This window comes from Erwinia sp. STN24 (assembly GCF_041320675.1).
GTDB classification, from domain to species: domain Bacteria; phylum Pseudomonadota; class Gammaproteobacteria; order Enterobacterales; family Enterobacteriaceae; genus Erwinia; species Erwinia aeris.
In genome coordinates this window covers 323433-341258 of sequence record NZ_JBGGPM010000003.1, presented here as the reverse complement: position 1 = coordinate 341258, position 17826 = coordinate 323433, and the positions used below count along the sequence as shown (strand labels likewise).

Sequence of the window (17826 nt, the reverse complement as noted above, 5' to 3'; positions counted from 1 at the left end):
TTAAGCAGTAAGGGCGATTTCAGGCGTTAATTTGCAAAAAGGGGTTGCAACAAAATCGCCGGAGAGTATAGTGCGCATCCACGGACGCGGGATGGAGCAGCCTGGTAGCTCGTCGGGCTCATAACCCGAAGGTCGTCGGTTCAAATCCGGCTCCCGCAACCAATTCCCTCCGGGGAAAAGCAGTAAACCTGTCGTGATGGAAGCGCCAGGAAGTTCGGACGCGGGATGGAGCAGCCTGGTAGCTCGTCGGGCTCATAACCCGAAGGTCGTCGGTTCAAATCCGGCTCCCGCAACCATTTTCTCAGGAAAATGTAGTAGTAAAAAAGTCTGCCGTGATGGAAGCGTCAGCATCGGACGCGGGATGGAGCAGCCTGGTAGCTCGTCGGGCTCATAACCCGAAGGTCGTCGGTTCGAATCCGGCTCCCGCAACCAACTAAACACCCTTTCGGGTGTTTTTTTGTTTCTGGCGTTCCAACTTTCTTATTTTATCGGACGACCTGTCGCCGCCCGCTTTCCTATCTTGGTGCTAACGGTGCGCCGTGGGCAAAATAGCCTTTAATCCCTGCCAGAATCGACTCCGCCACCTGACGCTGGAACGCTGCCGTACGCAGTTTGCGCTCCTCCTCCAGATTACTGATAAAAGCCGTTTCCACCAGAATGGAAGGAATATCCGGCGCTTTCAACACCGCAAAAGCCGCCTGCTCCACCTTCTTCTTGTGCAGATGATTAATTTTGCCCATATGTCCCAGCACTTCCTTGCCGAACTTCAGGCTGTCGTTAACGGTCAGGCTCTGTACCATATCGAACATAGTGTGATCAAGGTAGCGATCGCCGCTCATGCTGACGCCGCCGATCAGATCCGATTCGTTCTGCGTTTGCGCCAGATAGCGCGCGGCGGTGCTGGTTGCGCCTTTAGTCGACAGCGCGAACACGGAAGAGCCTCGCGCCGCCCGGCTGGTAAAGGCATCGGCATGAATAGAAACAAACAGATCGGCGCGTAATCTGCGCGCTTTTGCCACCCGCACCTTCAACGGAATAAATACGTCGTCGCTGCGTGTCATATGCGCGCGCATATTGGGCTGCTTATCGATTAGCGCTTTCAACCGACGGGCGATTTTCAGCACCACGACCTTTTCTTTGGTTTTATGCTTGCCGATAGCACCGGTATCTTCGCCGCCGTGACCGGGATCGATCATGATAATAATCGGACGATCCCGCCCCGCTTTGCCGGGCAACGGCGCGGAAGCGGGCTGGCCGCTTTCCAGCTCGCCTTTATTGTAATCCTGCAACAGCGCCAGCAGCGGATCGTCTTCATGGTTATGGCTGCGGTTTCTGGCCGGATAGAGATCCAGCACCAGGCGGTTTTTGATGCCGGCGACCGGATCGAGCGTAAAGACTTTTGGCGTCACGCTCTGCTTCAGCTCCAGCACCAGCCGCACCGTATGGCGATCGAACTGGCCGACGCGCGCGCTTTTAATATAGGGATCGTCGCTGCGCACCAGATGCCCGACCTGATGCAGGGTCTGATTCAGGTGCACGCCGGAGATATCCACCACTATGCGTTCAGGATGACTTAACGCAAACTGTTTATATTTCAGCGGAGTATTGGATTCCAGCGTGACGCGGGAATAGGTTGAAGACGGCCAGATGCGCACGGCCACAATATGGCTGCTTGCCGCCAGTCCCGCTTTGCTGACGCTCAGCAGCAGCGCTGCGCCAGCGCCCTGTAGCCAGCGACGTCGGCCGGGCGAAGGTAAATCAGACATGCCACTCCAGTAAGAAATTGCTGTTTTGTAAAGAAAAATAAAACCAAAAAACCACCAGGCGCAAAACTGTAGCGAATCCTGCTGCCGGTGTCACCCCCAAAAGCCCTTCACGGGCCGCAGCGTTAAGCTACGTTAAAGAGAAGGTTGAAAATTGGCACTTGCGCCCACGCGATAAAAGAATAAAAATACATTTTTAGCGAATAATAATTCATAGAGGGTTTGCCGTGAAGGAACGGAGTACCGAGCTGGTTCAGGGGTTTCGCCATACCGTGCCCTATATCAATGCCCATCGTGGTAAGACGTTTGTCATTATGCTGGGCGGCGAAGCCATTGAGCATGATAACTTCTCAAGCATCGTTAATGATATTGGCCTTCTGCACAGCCTCGGCATTCGCCTGGTGGTGGTATACGGTGCGAGGCCGCAGATTGACGCCAATCTGGCGGAGCATCAGCTGGAGCCGGTTTATCACAAGCATACCCGCGTCACCGACGCGCAGTCGCTGGAGCTGGTCAAGCAGGCGGCAGGCCGTTTACAGCTGGATATCACCGCGCGCCTGTCGATGAGCCTGAACAACACGCCGCTCCAGGGCGCGCATATCAACGTCGTCAGCGGCAACTTTATTATCGCGCAGCCGCTGGGCGTGGATGACGGCGTGGATTACTGCCACAGCGGCCGTATCCGCCGCATCGATGAAGAGGCTATTCACCGCCAGCTCGACAGCGGCGCTATCGTGCTGCTGGGGCCGGTTGCCGTTTCCGTGACCGGCGAGAGCTTTAACCTGACCTCGGAAGAAGTCGCCACCCAGCTGGCGATCAAGCTGAAGGCGGAAAAAATGATCGGCTTCTGCGCGGAACAGGGCGTGACCGACAGCGAAGGCGCAATTATCTCCGAGCTGTTCCCGAACGAAGCGCAGCAGCGCATTATCGAGCTGGAAGAAGGCCATGACTATCTGTCTGCGACCGTGCGCTTTTTACGCGGCGCGGTGAAGGCCTGCCGCAGCGGCGTGCGCCGCAGCCACCTGATTAGCTATCAGGAGGACGGCACGCTGTTGCAGGAACTGTTCTCGCGTGACGGTATCGGTACGCAGATTGTGATGGAAAGCGCCGAGCAGATCCGCCGCGCCACCATCAACGACATCGGCGGCATCCTTGAGCTGATCCGCCCGCTGGAGCAGCAGGGCATTCTGGTGCGTCGCTCGCGCGAGCAGTTAGAGATCGAAATCGACAAATTTACGATTATCGAGCGGGATAACCTCACCATCGGCTGCGCGGCGCTCTACCCTTTCCCGGAAGAGAAAATCGGCGAGATGGCCTGCGTCGCGGTACACCCGGACTACCGCAGCTCGTCGCGCGGCGAAGCGCTGCTGGAAAGAGTGGCGCTGCAGGCGCGGCAGATGGGGCTGAAAAAGCTGTTTGTGCTGACCACACGCAGCATTCACTGGTTCCAGGAGCGCGGCTTTACGCCGGTCGATATCGAAGAGCTGCCGGAAAGCAAAAAGCAGATGTATAACTACCAGCGCCGCTCAAAGGTGCTGATGGCCGATCTGAGCCATGCGCGGATGGCGTAAAAATTGCGATGATTAACAAAGCGCGGGACGCTACGTTTTTTTATAGTTTCCCCGCCTTTTGCTGACATCGGGGTCTGGCAGATAAGTAGACTATTTTCGCACAGGGGCGCGCGTAACGAGTCCGCACGAATGAGTTTATACCGGTCTGCTTCGGTAACTGAGATTGGGCTGATTTAGTTGCACGCACCCGGCCTCATAAAATTAAGGACCCGCCAGAGCCTTATTAATCGTTTCGCTCAGCCCTTGATCATCCACTGCTTACCTTTTGCTGGGATTTATTGCGCAGTAAGGCTCGTGCAAGTGCATAGCCTGCTGTCATGGCGGAAGGCACGGATTTACATAAGCAGGACAGGAACGGTATTATTTTTTCCAGATATGGACAGACCAGACAGAATCGTGGCCGGCAACGGGAAGAGGTTTTATGCCCATATCCGCATACCAGTTATCCGCTGTTTCCATAAAACCTTGCATAAGGTCATTTGACTGCGTCGCATAATGAGCGTTTTTTAGCAACGCCATAACCAGGGCGTCCCTGTTGCTATTAACCGCATAGATAAGATAAGTATTACTGGTCGCTTTGCGGGGAATTTTTTGCAGATCCCATGCAGCCCGAGTTCCATTCCATCCATGAACAGGTGTGAATACCACGGGCCTGACATGCACTTTCCTGATTGAACAGCTTAAAATGCCCGGAGCGGGGCTATAAGGGCGAGTGAACTGATTATCTTTACCAAAACTCAGATGGAAGCCAGGGCCTGGCCAATATATTTTGAAATCATTAAGCGCTGTTTCAAGCTCAGTCTTTCCCTGGCTTATGTCCTGTTCCATCAGATATTCATAATTCTCGCTGACATAAACATCTCCCTTTAGCGTCATGCCAGCTTAAAACCTCTCCTGCGCTTTTCTTTATTTTCATACAAATCAACGAATTGCTGAGAGATTTCCAGCGCGCGCTCTTCAGAAATGCCATGCCCGGGAGCGTGGGGAACAGCTCCTTCATAAGCACGCTTTAATGCCTGAGCTTTACTACAACGGAGATCTTCATCAGGTCTTTTCACCGAGGTATGTTCAATGGCATTTCCTGCTGCCCTAAATCTCATAACGGCCATAATTAGCCTCCTGTTGCAAATTGCCTGGTAATTATACGATCTTGCCTCAGCTAAAATCCAGCGTTCGTCAAAAGTATGCGCAAGCGTTAATGACATTTCGCCCCACTTTACCCCGCCAGCCGTTCCACCAGGCCGCTGCGGCGGCGCGTGCGCATCTTCACTGCGCTGTTCAGCACCTGATTATCCGCATACAGCGTCAGGCGTTCTCTGGCGCGGGTGATGGCGGTGTAAACCAGCTCGCGCGTCAGTACCGGCGCAAACTGATTCGGCAGCACCAGCAGCGTATGATCAAACTCCGAGCCCTGTGATTTATGCACGGTCATCGCATAGGCGGTTTCATGCGGCGGCAGGCGGCTGGGCTGCACGGCCCGAATGCTGCCGTCGGGCAGCGGGAAGAACACCTTCAGCGCGCCTTCCGCATCGTTCATCGCAATGCCGATATCACCGTTAAACAGCCCCAGCGCGCTGTCGTTGCGGGCGATCATTACCGGCCTGCCGATATACCATTTGCTGCCCGGCTGGCGCTGGATCAGCCGTTTTTTCTGCAAGGCGGCCTCAATACGCTCATTAAGTCCGAACACGCCAAACGGCCCCTCCCTCAGCGCACACAGCAGCTGAAAGCGGCCAAACGCCTCAATCACCCGGCGAGGTTCCGCCTGGTCGGCAATCTGCTCAAGATAGTCGCGATAGCCTGCCACGCTGGTGTCCAGCAGATGCTGATACTCTGCGCTGCTGCTCAGCGTAAAGCGGGTAATATCAGCAAAATCCGCGTTAAATACTTTTTCAACCTGATGGATATCGCCCGCGTTGACCGCCAGCGCCAGCTGCCCGATGCCCGATGAGGCGTCGAAACGGTAGCTTTTACGCAGCAGGCAAATGCTGTCGCGCACCGCTGGCGCCAGCTTGTCCTCCTGGCCTGCAATCTCGCAGCCGGTCAGGCGCATCAGCATTTCCGCGCGCTGGCTGCTGTAGCCGGACTCCGCGCAGCGGCAGATATCGCCGAGCACCGCGCCCGCTTCCACCGAGGCAAGCTGGTCGCGATCGCCCAGAAAGATCACCCTGGCGTGCGGCGGCAGCGCGGCGATCAGGCTCGCCATCATCGGCAAATCCACCATAGAAGCTTCATCCACCACTAACAGATCCAGATGCAGCGGATTGCCCGCGTGATAGCGCATCCGCTGGCTGCCGGGCACCGCGCCCAGCAGGCGATGCAGCGTGGTGGCCTCGGCAGGAAAACGCTGTTTTTCCGCTTCGCTGACTTCAAGCCGCTGCAACGCTTTGCCCAGGGATTCGGTCAGCCGCGCCGCCGCTTTACCCGTCGGGGCGGCCAGGCGAATACGCAGCGAGCCGGAAGAAAGCTCCAGCAGCGTCGCCAGCAGTTTGGCTACCGTGGTGGTTTTGCCCGTTCCCGGTCCGCCGGAGATCACCGCAATTTGCCGCGTGATCGCCACCGCTGCGGCGATTTTCTGCCAGTTATCCGGCTGCTCGCCAAAATGCCTGTCGAGCGCGCTGCGCAGCCGCTGTTCGTCAAAGGGCGTATGGGCTTCACGCACGATAAACTGCGCCACCTGCCCTTCCGACTGCCACATGCGATGCAGATAGAGCCGCTGCTGATGCAGTACCAGCGGCGTTGCGGTCGTGCCGTCGCCCACGGCCTGCGCCGATGACAGCAGGTGATGCCAGTCCGGCTCGCCAACGGCCTGCCACAGCTGACCGGCCAGCTCAGGATGGCGTCCGCCGAACAGCAGCGCTTCGCTGAGATGCGTCAGCGGCAGGCACACGTGCCCCTCGCCCGCTTCGGCGCTGACGCAGGCCGCAGCCAGCATCAGTGCGGGATGATCGTCGCCCGCCACCATGCGGGCGAACTGCACGTCCAGCGGACGCAGCAGTCGCGCCTCACAGGCGGAGAGCAGCAGTTGCGCTATGGCCATAGTTCCTCCTGAAATTCCCCGGCAAACAGCGCGTCGAGCGACTGCAAAAAAGCCGCTTCCGGGCAGGTGCGGAAGATGCCGTTTTCACGCGCCGTACCGTCCACGCCGCGCAGGAAAAGATAGATAACGCCGCCGAAGTGGCGCTGATAATCGTAGTCAGCCAGACGATGACGCAAATAGCGATGCAGCGCCAGCGTATAAAGCTGATATTGCAGATCGTAACGGTGCGCGCGCATCGCTTCCGCCATCGCTTCCGGCGTGTAGTGCTCGCCCGACTCGCCCAGCCAGTTGGATTTATAATCCAGCAGATAATATTTTCCCTGCCAGCAAAACACCAGATCGATAAAACCTTTCAGCATTCCCTGCACCTGCTGAAAGTTAAGCGGCGGGCAGCCGGCCGACAGCGGATCGTAATGGCGCACCAGCCGATCCAGCTTTTCCGCCATCAGCATTTGTTTGATGGGCAGATAAAATTGCAGCTCCACCTGACGGCTTTCCGCCGGTAGCTGGCTCAGGCTGACGCCGGTTTCATTCAGCGGCGTGGTCAGCACGTTTTCCAGCCACTGTTTCATCACCGGCAGCCAGGCAAGGTCGTGCCCCTGTCCGGCAAGCTGTTCGCTCAGCCAGGCTTCATCCACCGGCTGGGTAAAGTCGAGGTTTTCAAACAGGCCGTGCAGAAAAGTGCCCGGCGCCGCGCCGCGAGGAAAAGTATGCGGCGTCAATTGCGCAGCCTGCTGGCTTTGCGCCTCGCCCGCCGCGTCAACGTCCAGGCGCGGCAGCAGATCCAGCGTGACGGAATGGCCGTGCTGCTGTAGCCCGGAATAGCTGGTCACCCGCCACTCGTCGCGCAGCTTGCGCGCCATCGCTTTGCTGCTGAGCGCGTGTAAGGCGTGCTGCTGCGGCTGCCAGGGAGCGCTTTCCGGCGTCTCCGCCAGCACGGTTTCTACCGCCTCGTTTTGCATTGTAAGCAGCTGCTCGCGTAGCGCGGTGGCGTCAGCCGGTTCGCCCTGCTGCAACAGCCAGCCCAGCGCGCTGCGGTGCAGATCGCTGTTGCCTTCTTTTTTACGGTTGCCCTTGATCAGCGGCGCAACGCCCACGCTACAGTGATGAACGGAGCGCGTCAGCGCCACATAGAGCAGGCGCAGATCTTCGGCCAGCCGCTCCTGCTCGGCCAGCTCAAGGCTTTCCTCGTCCTCGCGCAGATCCAGCAGCGCCTGATAATTCTGTCGATCGTGATAGATGCCCGTGGCCGCTTCGCGATAGTTGGCAACAAACGGCAGCCACACCAGCGGATATTGCAGACCTTTCGATTTATGGATAGTGACGATCTGCACCAGGTGGCGATCGCTCTCCAGCCGCAGCTGCTGACTGGCCGACTGCCCGTTGGGCTGCGCCACTTCCTGCGCCAGCCAGCGCACCAATGCGTGCTCGCTGTCGAGCGACGCGGAAGCTTCCTGCAGCAGCTCGCCCAGATGCAGCAGATCGGTCAGGCGGCGCTCGCCGCTTTCCGAAGCCAGCAGGTTTTCCGCAATCTGCCGGTTGACCATCAGCTCGCGCAGCATCGGCAGCACGCCCCGCTTCAGCCAGCGCTGACGATAGTGGTCGAACTCATCCACCAGCGCATCCCATTTGCGCTCGTCCTCGCTCAGATCCTGCAAGGTCGGCGCATCCAGCCCGAAGATGCTGGTAGCGAGCGCGCTGCGCAGAATGCGTTCCTGCTCCGGCGCCAGCACCGCCTGAAGCAGCCACAGCATTTCACGCGCTTCCTGGGTGGCGAACACGCTGTCGCGGTTGGAAAGGTAGACCGAAGGAATATTCAGGGCGTTGAGCGCTTCCCGTACCAGCGCGGCTTCGCTGCGGCTGCGCACCAGCACGGTGACGTCCGAAGCCTGCACCGGCCGCAGCTCGTCGCCCTTGCCGATCTGCGCCGTGCCTTGCTGACCCGCGCTTAGCCAGCGGCAGATATCCGCCGCGCACTGGCGCGCCATAAACTGCTGATATTCCGTCACGCCCACGCCTTCACCCGGCTGTAGCCAGAAGCGCAGCGCGGGCTGCTCCTTGCCCTCAACGGTAAAGCTCAGCGCGGCGTTGGGCGCGGCTGGCTCAACGCGAATAAAGGGAATTTCGCTGAACAGAAAGGGATCCTGCATGCGGGAAAAGAGCTGGTTAACGCTGTTAACCATCATCGGCGACGAGCGCCAGTTAGTTTCCAGCGTGTAGTGAGCGCTGACTTCCCCACGCGCTTTCATATAGGTAAAAATATCCGCGCCGCGAAAAGCGTAAATCGCCTGTTTGGGATCGCCAATCAGCAGCAGCGCGTTGTCGGGCTGCTGGCCGTAGATACCGCGGAAAATACGGTACTGCTGCGGGTCGGTATCCTGAAATTCATCAATCAGCGCGACCGGATAGCGGGTTCTGATCGCCTGCGCCAGCGCCTCGCCGCCCGGCTGCCGCAGCGCGCTGTCGAGGCGCTGTAGCAAATCGTCAAACCCCAGCAGCGCGTTCTGGCGCTTCTCTTTCTGGGTTGCCTGGCGGATTTCCTCCAGCGCGGTGGCGATCACTAAATCGCGCAGCGACAGCGGCTCGGCCAGAAAACGGTCGATCTCTTCGAACAGCGGATGCTGCGGCGGCTCGCCCTTTTTGGTTTTTTCATGCAGCACGCGCTGGCCAAAGCGTTCCAGCTCTTTGGGAAACAGATAGTCCAGCGTCTCCGCCATCGCCCACTGGTTCAGCTTGTCCAGCCAGTTAGGTAAGTGCTTACTGCTGTAGCTTCGCTTATCCACGCCCGATTGCGCTATCAGATCGTGCAAATTACCGGCCGCCAGCCAGGCCGCTTTCAGGCCGTCGATCTGCGCGATAATTTTGTCGTGACGTTCGCTAAAGGTTTCCTGCAAATCAAGCGGATATTTCAGCACCGGCGCTTCGCCGTTCAGCCAGGGCAGCAGCGTGGTCAGCAGCTGCTCCGGCCCCTGCCACATCTGGGTCATTACCCGCGCTATCGGCAGCGGCAGCGGATAGCAGTAGCGGCGCCAGAAGTCGGCGGCGGCCTGACGGCGCAGCGGAAACTCATCCTCAATCAGCTGCTGCTCAAACAGCATGCCTGACTCAAAGGCGTTCAGGTTCAGCATGCGCTGGCAGAAGCCGTGGATGGTAAAAATCCCGGCGTCGTCCATCTGGCGCTCTGCGGCCAGCAGCTGCGCGGCCGCCTGCGGCAGGTCGTCGATTTCCGTCAGCAGCTGGGCCAGTACGCCGTCAGCCGTATATCCGCGCACGCAGGCGATACGCAGCCGGTGGATGTTTTCACGGATGCGGCCGCGCAGCTCTGCGGTGGCCGCTTCGGTAAAGGTCACCACCAGGATCTCTTCAACCGAAAGCGGCCGCCCGAACGACGCTTCGCCGCCCAGCCCCAGCAGCAGACGCAGGTAGAGCAGGCCGATGGTAAAGGTTTTCCCCGTGCCCGCCGAGGCTTCTATCAGCCTTTCGCCTTTCAGCGGCAGCGTCAGGGGATCGAGACGCTGGACCTTCATTTATCGCTTTGCACCGGAAAAGATTGCTGTAGCTTCGACACTTCCTGCCAGGTGGTAAAGCCCGCCGGCTTCGCATAGTCGGCCTTGTCGTGCTGGCTGCCGGAGATCTGCGACAGCAGCGTCAGGCCCTGCGGTTTGCTGACCGCATCGTGGAAAAAGGCCGCCAGCTTCTCTGGCGTCAGCGCCTGAATACGGGCAACCACTTTTTCACGGGTGTCGAAACGGTAGTTCTGCCGGTTGAAATCTTTACTGTAGCGGCCCGCTTCTTCATCCAGCGTTTGCGGACGCTGCTTCAGCTCGTTGATCATTGCCGCCTGATACTGGGCGAAATCCTCTTTGCTCATCTCGCGCAGGCGCTTTTCCGCCGTCGGATAGAACGCCTCAAAGCGCTGCAGCAGATAAGCGGGCTGCTTAACGTTGCTTTGCAGCAGGAAGCCGATGCCCCACTGGCGACCAACCGGCATCTGGAAGGCGAATACCGCATAGCCAAGCTGCTCCTCAGTACGCAGCTGGTTATAGAACCACGGCTGCACAATCTGGCTGAGCATGGCGCTGCTGGCGATGCTGTCGAACTCTTCATAGCCGAGCGGCACGTACAGCGCGGCCAGCGCGGAATCGGTGCTGCTGCCGGCCTGTTGTAAATTGGCGTTTGCCGTTTTATCCACCGTCAGATAATCGCTGTGCCAGCTGCTCTGCCCTTCGCAGTTAAGCTGCGCTTTCAGCGTGGTCGCCAGCGCCTTGACGCTTTCCGGCGTCATATTGCCGACCACCATCAGCTCCGGCGTCGCTTTTTCCAACAGCATACTGCGGTAATTCTTCAGATCGGCCAGCGTAATACCGGCCACCAGCTTACGGCGCTCGCTGCGTTGGGTATAGGGCAGCTGCGACAGCATTTGCGCGGGCTGAATAGCCAGCTCGAAGGCCTTCCCTTTTTCGGCGGCGTCCAGACGCTCCAGATACCAGGACTTCGCCTGATCCAGCTGCTGCTGCGTTGGCTGATAGCTGGCGTACTGTTTCAGCAGCGTCTGCATCAGCTCCGGCAGGTGCTGAGTAAAGCCGCTGGCGTTAAAGGTTACGCCGTCGTTTTCGCTGGTGGAGAAGCTGATGCCGCCAACCGAAGCCTGCGAGTTCAGCTCGTCCAGCGCCTGGCCTGCCAGGTAGTCATTCATGCCGAACAGTACCTGATTTTTGGCGGTACTCATCGCCTCTTTATTCCGCAGCGCCAGCGTAATGTTGGCTTTGGGATCGTCCGCGTAAAAGCGGCTTGGCATATAAAACACGCGCAGGCCCGGCTGGTTAACCAGCGTCTGCGGACGGTCAACCTGCTGCGCCGGTTTAATCAGCGTGAAATCAGACGGGATATAGGGATTCAGCACGGGCAAATCCAGCGAAATAGCCGCGCTTTCCTTCTGCCAGGCGGCAAAACGCTCCGGCGTGATGCGATCGACCTGATAAGGCGCATTAACGAAATAGGCGGTCTTATTGTGCGGCTCGTTCGGGCTGATAAACCAGATCCGGGCGTTCTGCGGCGTCATGCCGTCCAGACGCGCTTTAATCGCCTGCGGATCGTAGCGATCGGCGACATAGGACGCGACCAGCGTGTCGGTAACCGGTACGCGCAGCATGGTATCCACCAGCCATTCGATATAGTCCATGTCACGCGTGATCGACGGATAGCGGAAGTCCAGATCCAACACGTGCGCCATTTCATCAAAATAGCGTTTGTCGATGCCTTCGTTACGCAGCTTGTTCAGATAGCTGAACACGGCGGCCACCACCCGATCGCGGTTTGCCTGCCCCCGATCGGTCAGCGAAATAGAGATGGAAAAGACGCCGCCGTTGCGATCGATAACCGGATCGGCGCCGGCATCAATAGAATCGGCCAGGCCCTGGCTTTGCAGCCAGTCGGAAAGCGTGTTCTTGCTGCGATTGCCGATCAGATAGGCGATTAGCGTATCGGTCTTGCTGCGAAACTGGTCGCTGTTATTGTCGATGCGAAACTCGATCCTGACCTGCTTGCGCGGCTGGGCCGGCACGTAGTGGATCACAATGCCTTTCTGCTGATCCGTCACCACCGGCACGGTAATCGCAGGCACTGCGGCATTGTGGTTCGCCACTCTGCCAAACGTAGTGGCCGCGATTTTTTGCAGTTCCGCCAGCGGCTTATTGCTGTAAATCACCGCTTTCATCAGGTTGGCCGAATAGTAGCGCTGATAAAAATCCTTCAGCGCATCGTGCAGCTTGCTGTCCGGTTTGTCTTTCAGCGTGTCCAGGTTGCCGCCGGAAAAAAGCGAGCTGGGATGGTCAGGATTCAGCGTTTCCGCGCCGACCTGCGCCATGCGCAAGCCGTCGCGCGAGCGCGCCATCGTCAGCTCGGCATTCACCGCGTGGCGCTCACGATCGGCATTAACCGGATCCAGCAGCGGCTCGGCGATGGCATCCGCCAGCCGATCCACCGCCGGGGCCAGCGCATCGTTTTCCACTTCCAGGTAGAAAGCCGTGCGGTAGGACGCCGTGCTGGCATTGTGGCTGCCGCCGTGCTTTTTCAGGAACTCCGCCAGATTATCCGGCTGCGGATAGCGTTTTGACCCCATCAGCAGCATATGCTCAAGATAGTGCGCCAGACCCTGCTGGTTACGCGGGTTGTCCAGCGAGCCGATGGGCAGCGTCAGCGCCGACAGGGATTTTGTCGCCTGCGGATCGGAAACCAGCAGTACCGTCATGCCGTTGTCGAGTTTGATCGCCTGATACTGGCGCGGATCTTTTTCACTTTTGCGGATAGCTTCAGGGATCGGCTGCCAGCCTGACTGTGCCTGGCTCAGCGGACTCCAGAAGGTAAAAAGCAGAAACAGCGTGGTGAACCAGACTGCATAACGACGCATTCAAACTCCTCGACAATCTAACGTGCTTTCTGCGCCCCCGAAGCGGCGACAGCTAAACGACGACCCTAAAGACTCCGCTGGCTAAGAGCGGACAGAAAAAAAAGCGAAATGGGGTTATAAAGTAACACTACAGGATGTCTCAGTTAATGTCATTCATCCGCAGCAGCGGCAGCAGCCAGACTTCGGCGTTGTGCGTGATTTGCTGTAGCGTTGCTTCATCCAGCGTGCGGAACAGCCGGGCCAGATAGGGATCGCTGCCCTCGCCTTCTATTTGCATATTGCCCTGCCAGGCCTGCAGCAGCTTATTGCGCGCTTTTGCCTGCGTCGCCTCATCGTAAGAGACCGCCGCCGCCTTTTCGTCATAGCAGGCCTCCAGCCAGGCACCGCCGGTTTTGGGCAGCAGCAGCAGCGGCGCGCACATGCCTGCTTTATAGCCTTCGATATAGCGTTCAAGCCAGCCGCTGGCCTCAATGGCGGAGAGCGGCGGGAACCACCAGCGGCTCTCTTTACGTCCGTACATGCGGCTGGCGCCGCTGCCGCCCAGCACGCAGTAGACCAGATGTTCCAGCCACAGCGCCAGCCCGTCGGTAAAGTTAAGGTGGCCTGGCCGCCAGCGCAGCAGGCCATCGTCCTGTACGGCAGGCAGCCAGCCGCTCAGCTGAAGCCCGCCAACCTGAAGATTGATTTCCTGGCTGACGGCATCCTTGCGCTGCTCGCGCACCACGCCGGCCAGTTCGGCCATATCCGCCAGCTGATCCTGCCAGAACAGTTCGCCCCAGGCGCCATACGGCAGATTGCCCGCCGCGCGATGACGATCGAACAGCGGTTCGCCCGGCTGGCCTTCAATCAGGGTATTCAGCAGCTGGGTATTGAGCTGGTAACGGCTGAGGTTATCCAGAATAAAAGGTTCCGCATCCGGCAGTTCCATGTCTTCCGCGCTGAAGCTGACGCCCAACCGCAGGCTGAAAAAGGCGCGTACCGGATGACGCCAGAAACGCAGCAGCTGGTCGAAGTTAAGCTCGGTAATATTTTCCTCCGGCAGCGGCTGCATAAATGGCGGATGCGGCACGCCGCTCGCCTTCGCTGCCGGTAGCCACTCCGCCGCATAGCTCTGATAACGCGCCTGCGGCAGAAAGTTTTCCGCCGCAAACGGCATCCTGCTGTGTAGGTGATGCAGATGCGCGATAACCCGCGCCGCGCTGGTATCCACATCGCTCTGACGGTCTTCCGGCAGACAGAAGCTTTGCCCGATATAATCCACCAGCTCGCTGACCAGCACCGAAGGGAATCGTTCCGAATTGTCCTGAATGGTGCGGCCGATATAGCTGATATAGAGCTGATGCTGAGCGGAGTTAATGGCTTCCAGAAACAGATAGCGGTCGTCGTCGCGACGGCTACGGTCGCCTTTTTTCGGCTGCTGGCTCATCAGATCGAAACCCGGCGGCGGCAGCGTGCGCGGGTAGACGCCGTCGTTCATGCCCAGCAGGCAAACCACCTTAAAGGGAATGGATCGCATCGGCATCAGCGTACAGAAGTTAACCGGGCCAGCAAGAAAGCGCTGGCTGATCCGCTCCTGATCCAGCCTGGCGCGCAGTTCGTCGCGCAGCAGCGACAGCGGGATAGCCTGCTGATATTCGGCCTGAATACCGTAGCTGATGGCCTGCTGCCACTGCTCTTCAATCAGCGCCAGCGCCGCTTCCGCCTCGGCATCGCCTTCAAAGAAATCGCCAAGCAGCTCGCGACAGAGCGGCAGCCACGCCTCCAGCGCTCTTGGCTCGCTCAGCCGCTCGCGCCAGCGACGCAGCTGCATTAACAGCTCGGCCAGGTGCCCCACCAGCTCGGCAATCAGGCCGCTGGATTCATCATAGGGCAGCACGCCCTGCCAGTGGCCGATATCGCTGTGCATGGCGTAGCCCAATAGCATTCTCGTCAGGCCGAACTGCCAGGTATGCTGTCCGGTTGGCGGCAGATCCAGCTCGCGCACCGTGTCGTCATCCAGCCCCCAACGAATGCCGCACTCGCCGACCCAGTGCCGCAGCCGCCGCAGCCCTTCTTCATCAACAGAGAAACGGCTGGCAACCGCCGGCACTTCCAACAGTGCCAGTACGCTTTCGGAGGTAAAGCGGCTGTCCGGCAGGCTCAGCAGCGCAATAAAGGCCTGCAAAGCAGGATGCGCCTGGCTGGCGCGACGGTCGGAGATGGAAAAAGGCAGCCAGCGTTCCGCAGGCGCATTGCCGAAAACCGCCTGGATAAACGGCGTGTAGGCGTCGATATCCGCCACCATCACGATAATGTCGCGCGGCGAAAGCTGCGGATCTTCCGCCATAATCGCCAATAGCCTGTCCTGCAACACTTCCACTTCGCGCTGCGGGCTGTGGCAGAGGTGAAAAGTCACCGACTGGTCGTCGGGATCCAGCACCCGCTTGCCCAGGCTGGATTCCCACTCTTCCCGCTTCAGGCCGATCACGGCATTGTCTTCCAGCTCCAGCAGATCGTGCTGTAGCGTTTGCAGCAGCGTGGTCGGTTCGATATCGACAAAGGCGTCGATTTCCCGACACTCCATCTGCGCCAGCAAAAACAGGTTGTCGCGCCCCAGCTTACCCCAGGAAGCCAGCAGCGGATTGCTCAGCTGCTGCTCGCCCGCCTCGTTAAACAGGCTGGCGGCGTCTTCTTCACGAAACAGCGCGCTTTCCCGCTGCTGTTTGTAGTGCTCGCGGCGGCGGCTTTGCAGCTTAGCCAGAAAAGCGTAATCCTGAATGTCACCCCAATAATGGCGGCACGGGTTGGTAAACAGCAGGTGGATATCGATATGCTTGCCGAGCGCCTGAAGCGCCTGGAGGTACACCGGCGGCAGCGCGGAGATGCCGCAGATAAATACGCGATCCGGCAGGTTTGGCGGCCGGGTACTGCTTTGTTCCAGCGTGGCGATAAACCGCGCGTAAAGATTGGCGCGGTGCCATTCCGGATGGCCCAGCTCGCGGTTCCAGGCAACCAGCTCCGCCCACAGCGGCGCCTGCCACTGCTGCGCTTCGCCCAGCCCTTCGATCTGCTGCCCTTTTTCCCAGCTGTTCAGCCACTCCGAGCGGTAAACCAGATACTGGTCGTAAAGATCGGCTACCCGCGACGCGAGCTGAAACAGCTTACGCTTGTCCTCGTCGTCAGAAAGATAGTGGCTCAGCATAACGAATTCCGGCCGCGACAGCAGCTTCGGCAGGATAGTCATCAGCTTCCAGCTCATGCTGGCTTTGCTGAAGGCGCTCTCTTTAGGAATGCCCGGCAGAACGCGGACAAACATATCCCAGATAAAGGACGCGGGCAGCGGAAAGGCAATATTAGCCGCAATGCCGAACTGCTCGGCCAGCGACATTTGCAGCCACTGCGCCATACCGGGACTCTGCACCAGCACCACTTCGGACTGGAAAGGATCGCGCAGCGGCTGGTTTTCAATATGAAAAGCCGCCAGCGTTTTTAAAAGATCCAGCTGATTCGAGTGATAAACGGTAAACATGCCTGCTCCTGGTACGGTGTTGCGCTCTGCGTGCACACTCTACCCCGTCCGGAGGCTGTTGCAAATGCGGCTGTCAGGCCGTTTACCGTTTATGTAGCCAAAATTTATTTAAAGGTATAGGCGACGCCCAGCCTTAAGCGGAGCTGGCGCTCGCTGGAATAAGCGCTGCGGCCGATATCGGCGAAGGTGACATAAGGCCGCCACTCTCTGTTCGCGCCAACTACATAATCAAACTGTAGCTCCTGCTCGTAGTTATTTTTCTTATTGGCGAACAGTAAATCGTCACCGTGCATATAAATGTATTTATAGGTGGTGGTTAAATCTTTCCAGCGGTAGCGGAAATAGGCATCAAAGCGGTTAACGGTACGGTGCTTGTCCAGGCTGCAATAGTCGTGACCGGCTTCACCACACTGGCCGTCATGCGCATAGTCGCTTAGCTCCAGGCGATACATGCCGCCAACAGACCAGCTGTCATTAATTTTATACCAGGGCACGACGCCAAATTTCCATTCCGTTCTCACCGAACTGAACTCTGGCTGAATAAAAGGGGTAAAAGTCCAGTCGCCATAAAAAAAGTTTTTCATCAGCGTCATTTCGACTACGTTCAAAACTATGTCGTTATAATATTTATCTTTCGGGTCCGGGCCGCCGGTTTTAAATTTGGTTTCGACGCTAAAAACGTAATTATCAGGCAGGCTGGCACCCAGCGCCAGCTTATCGTAGTGGGTGCGGTCGCGCAGGCGGTAGCCGTGTCGATAATCCACGGTCACATCTTTGACGGCATCTGCGCCCGCCGGGGGAAGAAATACCGCGGATAAAGAGAGGGAGAGTAAAAGTTTCGTTGCTATTTTCATCTTGTTTCATCCGTGAAGGTTTATTAAAAGAGCCTGTTACTGACTGCATTAATTGCCAGGCAGATTCAGTCGGGATAGTTAACCGTCCTGGTATACCTCCTTAATACAAAAAGCCGCTGCCGTTCTGTGTTAATACTGACACGGGAAAAGATATTTTTATAAAAACTTTCAAAACCGCCTGAAAAGCAAAGTCACTTGATAAAAACAAAAATATTATGACAGGGAAAGTAATGGATAGTTACGTCCCGAACCTTCGCTATTTTGCCAGCTTGTTTTTTTCTGTGGCAGCAGAAAAAAGATTTCCGGCTGTTATCTCTCATAAAGAGATAATCGGCCGCTGGCTGCTTTCAGGCTTTTTCAAAACGACGACAGCATAAACTACCTGTGCAGCTCTGCACTTTCCTGTTGGTCTTCGCTTTTACAGCTCAGCTGCGATAATGCAGCTTTAGCCCCGGCAGGACTGATAACCCGCGCCGTTAACAGCATGCAGCCTTCGGTCAGCGTTTGCTGTTCCAGCATCGTCTGCCAGCCGGGCGCCTGATAGCCTTCGAACCGCTGCCGGGCCAGCCTGACCGCTTCCCGCTGCTGTAGCTGCAGCTGAAAGCTTCTTCCCAGCGCCAGCTGATACTGAACCAGCGCCAGCGAGCTCAGGCTAAACAGCAGCAGCGCCACCAGCGTTTC

General features: G+C 58.0%; 11 protein-coding genes and 3 tRNA genes. 5 read left to right on the top strand and 9 right to left on the bottom strand.

The features are described from left to right. Positions 1 to 85: 85 nt before the first annotated feature. From ACA373_RS14155 to ACA373_RS14145, 3 genes are all read left to right on the top strand, one after another. Positions 86 to 162, top strand: a tRNA-Met gene (locus ACA373_RS14155). Positions 163 to 219: 57 nt separating this feature from the next. Next, positions 220 to 296: transfer RNA gene (locus ACA373_RS14150), tRNA-Met, on the top strand. A 59-nt stretch (positions 297 to 355) separates the two neighbouring features. Further along, positions 356 to 432, top strand: a tRNA-Met gene (locus ACA373_RS14145). Between the two features lie 83 nt (positions 433 to 515). Here ACA373_RS14145 and amiC read toward each other — a convergent pair. Then, a complete protein-coding gene (gene amiC / locus ACA373_RS14140; RefSeq protein WP_370734700.1) occupies positions 516 to 1766 on the bottom strand; it encodes an N-acetylmuramoyl-L-alanine amidase AmiC in 1251 nt (416 codons plus the stop codon). A 224-nt stretch (positions 1767 to 1990) separates the two neighbouring features. Between amiC and argA the strand changes: the two genes are divergently transcribed. Beyond that, positions 1991 to 3334, top strand: a complete 1344-nt coding sequence (gene argA / locus ACA373_RS14135) for an amino-acid N-acetyltransferase (protein ID WP_253458786.1) — start codon at positions 1991 to 1993, stop codon at positions 3332 to 3334. 360 nt (positions 3335 to 3694) lie between these two features. Here argA and ACA373_RS14130 read toward each other — a convergent pair whose 3' ends face one another. The 7 genes from ACA373_RS14130 to ACA373_RS14100 all read right to left on the bottom strand — a co-directional run bounded on the left by ACA373_RS14130 (position 3695) and on the right by ACA373_RS14100 (position 17145). Beyond that, positions 3695 to 4210, bottom strand: a complete 516-nt coding sequence (locus ACA373_RS14130; protein ID WP_253458783.1) for a type II toxin-antitoxin system YafO family toxin — start codon at positions 4208 to 4210, stop codon at positions 3695 to 3697. After that, the gene (locus ACA373_RS14125; RefSeq protein WP_370734699.1) at positions 4207 to 4539 is read right to left on the bottom strand and encodes a hypothetical protein; all 333 of its coding nucleotides are present in this window, start codon (positions 4537 to 4539) and stop codon (positions 4207 to 4209) included. The genes ACA373_RS14130 and ACA373_RS14125 overlap by 4 nt, the downstream gene beginning before the upstream one ends. Positions 4540 to 4550: 11 nt before the next feature. Next, the gene (gene recD / locus ACA373_RS14120; protein WP_301252548.1) at positions 4551 to 6374 is read right to left on the bottom strand and encodes an exodeoxyribonuclease V subunit alpha; all 1824 of its coding nucleotides are present in this window, start codon (positions 6372 to 6374) and stop codon (positions 4551 to 4553) included. Then, a complete protein-coding gene (recB, locus tag ACA373_RS14115; RefSeq protein WP_370734698.1) occupies positions 6365 to 9901 on the bottom strand; it encodes an exodeoxyribonuclease V subunit beta in 3537 nt (1178 codons plus the stop codon). Before recB ends, recD begins: the two co-directional genes overlap by 10 nt. After that, positions 9898 to 12783, bottom strand: coding sequence for a pitrilysin (gene ptrA, locus ACA373_RS14110; RefSeq protein WP_370734697.1), 2886 nt, complete (start codon positions 12781 to 12783; stop codon positions 9898 to 9900). Before ptrA ends, recB begins: the two co-directional genes overlap by 4 nt. A 139-nt stretch (positions 12784 to 12922) precedes the next feature. After that, positions 12923 to 16291, bottom strand: coding sequence for an exodeoxyribonuclease V subunit gamma (gene recC / locus ACA373_RS14105; protein WP_370734696.1), 3369 nt, complete (start codon positions 16289 to 16291; stop codon positions 12923 to 12925). A 104-nt stretch (positions 16292 to 16395) separates the two neighbouring features. Then, entirely contained in the window at positions 16396 to 17145 is a 750-nt protein-coding gene (locus tag ACA373_RS14100) for an oligogalacturonate-specific porin KdgM family protein (protein ID WP_253458764.1), read from the bottom strand. Between the two features lie 230 nt (positions 17146 to 17375). Between ACA373_RS14100 and ACA373_RS14095 the strand changes: the two genes are divergently transcribed. After that, positions 17376 to 17522 carry a hypothetical protein gene (locus tag ACA373_RS14095; RefSeq protein ID WP_253458761.1) on the top strand — a complete coding sequence of 49 codons (147 nt, stop codon included), beginning with the start codon at positions 17376 to 17378 and terminating at the stop codon, positions 17520 to 17522. 1 nt (position 17523) lies between these two features. Here ACA373_RS14095 and ACA373_RS14090 read toward each other — a convergent pair whose 3' ends face one another. Continuing rightward, entirely contained in the window at positions 17524 to 17817 is a 294-nt protein-coding gene (locus ACA373_RS14090; RefSeq protein WP_253458758.1) for a prepilin-type N-terminal cleavage/methylation domain-containing protein, read from the bottom strand. Positions 17818 to 17826: the final 9 nt, after the last annotated feature.

What these genes read in the sequence shown, in the direction of transcription:
- amiC (WP_370734700.1), bottom strand. Translation starts at nt 1,766, where the DNA reads ATGTCTGATTTACCTTCGCCCGGCCGACGTCGCTGGCTACAGGGCGCT.
- ACA373_RS14130 (WP_253458783.1), bottom strand. Translation starts at nt 4,210, where the DNA reads ATGACGCTAAAGGGAGATGTTTATGTCAGCGAGAATTATGAATATCTG.
- ACA373_RS14125 (WP_370734699.1), bottom strand. Translation starts at nt 4,539, where the DNA reads ATGTCATTAACGCTTGCGCATACTTTTGACGAACGCTGGATTTTAGCT.
- recD (WP_301252548.1), bottom strand. Translation starts at nt 6,374, where the DNA reads ATGGCCATAGCGCAACTGCTGCTCTCCGCCTGTGAGGCGCGACTGCTG.
- recB (WP_370734698.1), bottom strand. Translation starts at nt 9,901, where the DNA reads ATGAAGGTCCAGCGTCTCGATCCCCTGACGCTGCCGCTGAAAGGCGAA.
- ptrA (WP_370734697.1), bottom strand. Translation starts at nt 12,783, where the DNA reads ATGCGTCGTTATGCAGTCTGGTTCACCACGCTGTTTCTGCTTTTTACC.
- recC (WP_370734696.1), bottom strand. Translation starts at nt 16,291, where the DNA reads ATGTTTACCGTTTATCACTCGAATCAGCTGGATCTTTTAAAAACGCTG.
- ACA373_RS14100 (WP_253458764.1), bottom strand. Translation starts at nt 17,145, where the DNA reads ATGAAAATAGCAACGAAACTTTTACTCTCCCTCTCTTTATCCGCGGTA.
- ACA373_RS14095 (WP_253458761.1), top strand. Translation starts at nt 17,376, where the DNA reads ATGGATAGTTACGTCCCGAACCTTCGCTATTTTGCCAGCTTGTTTTTT.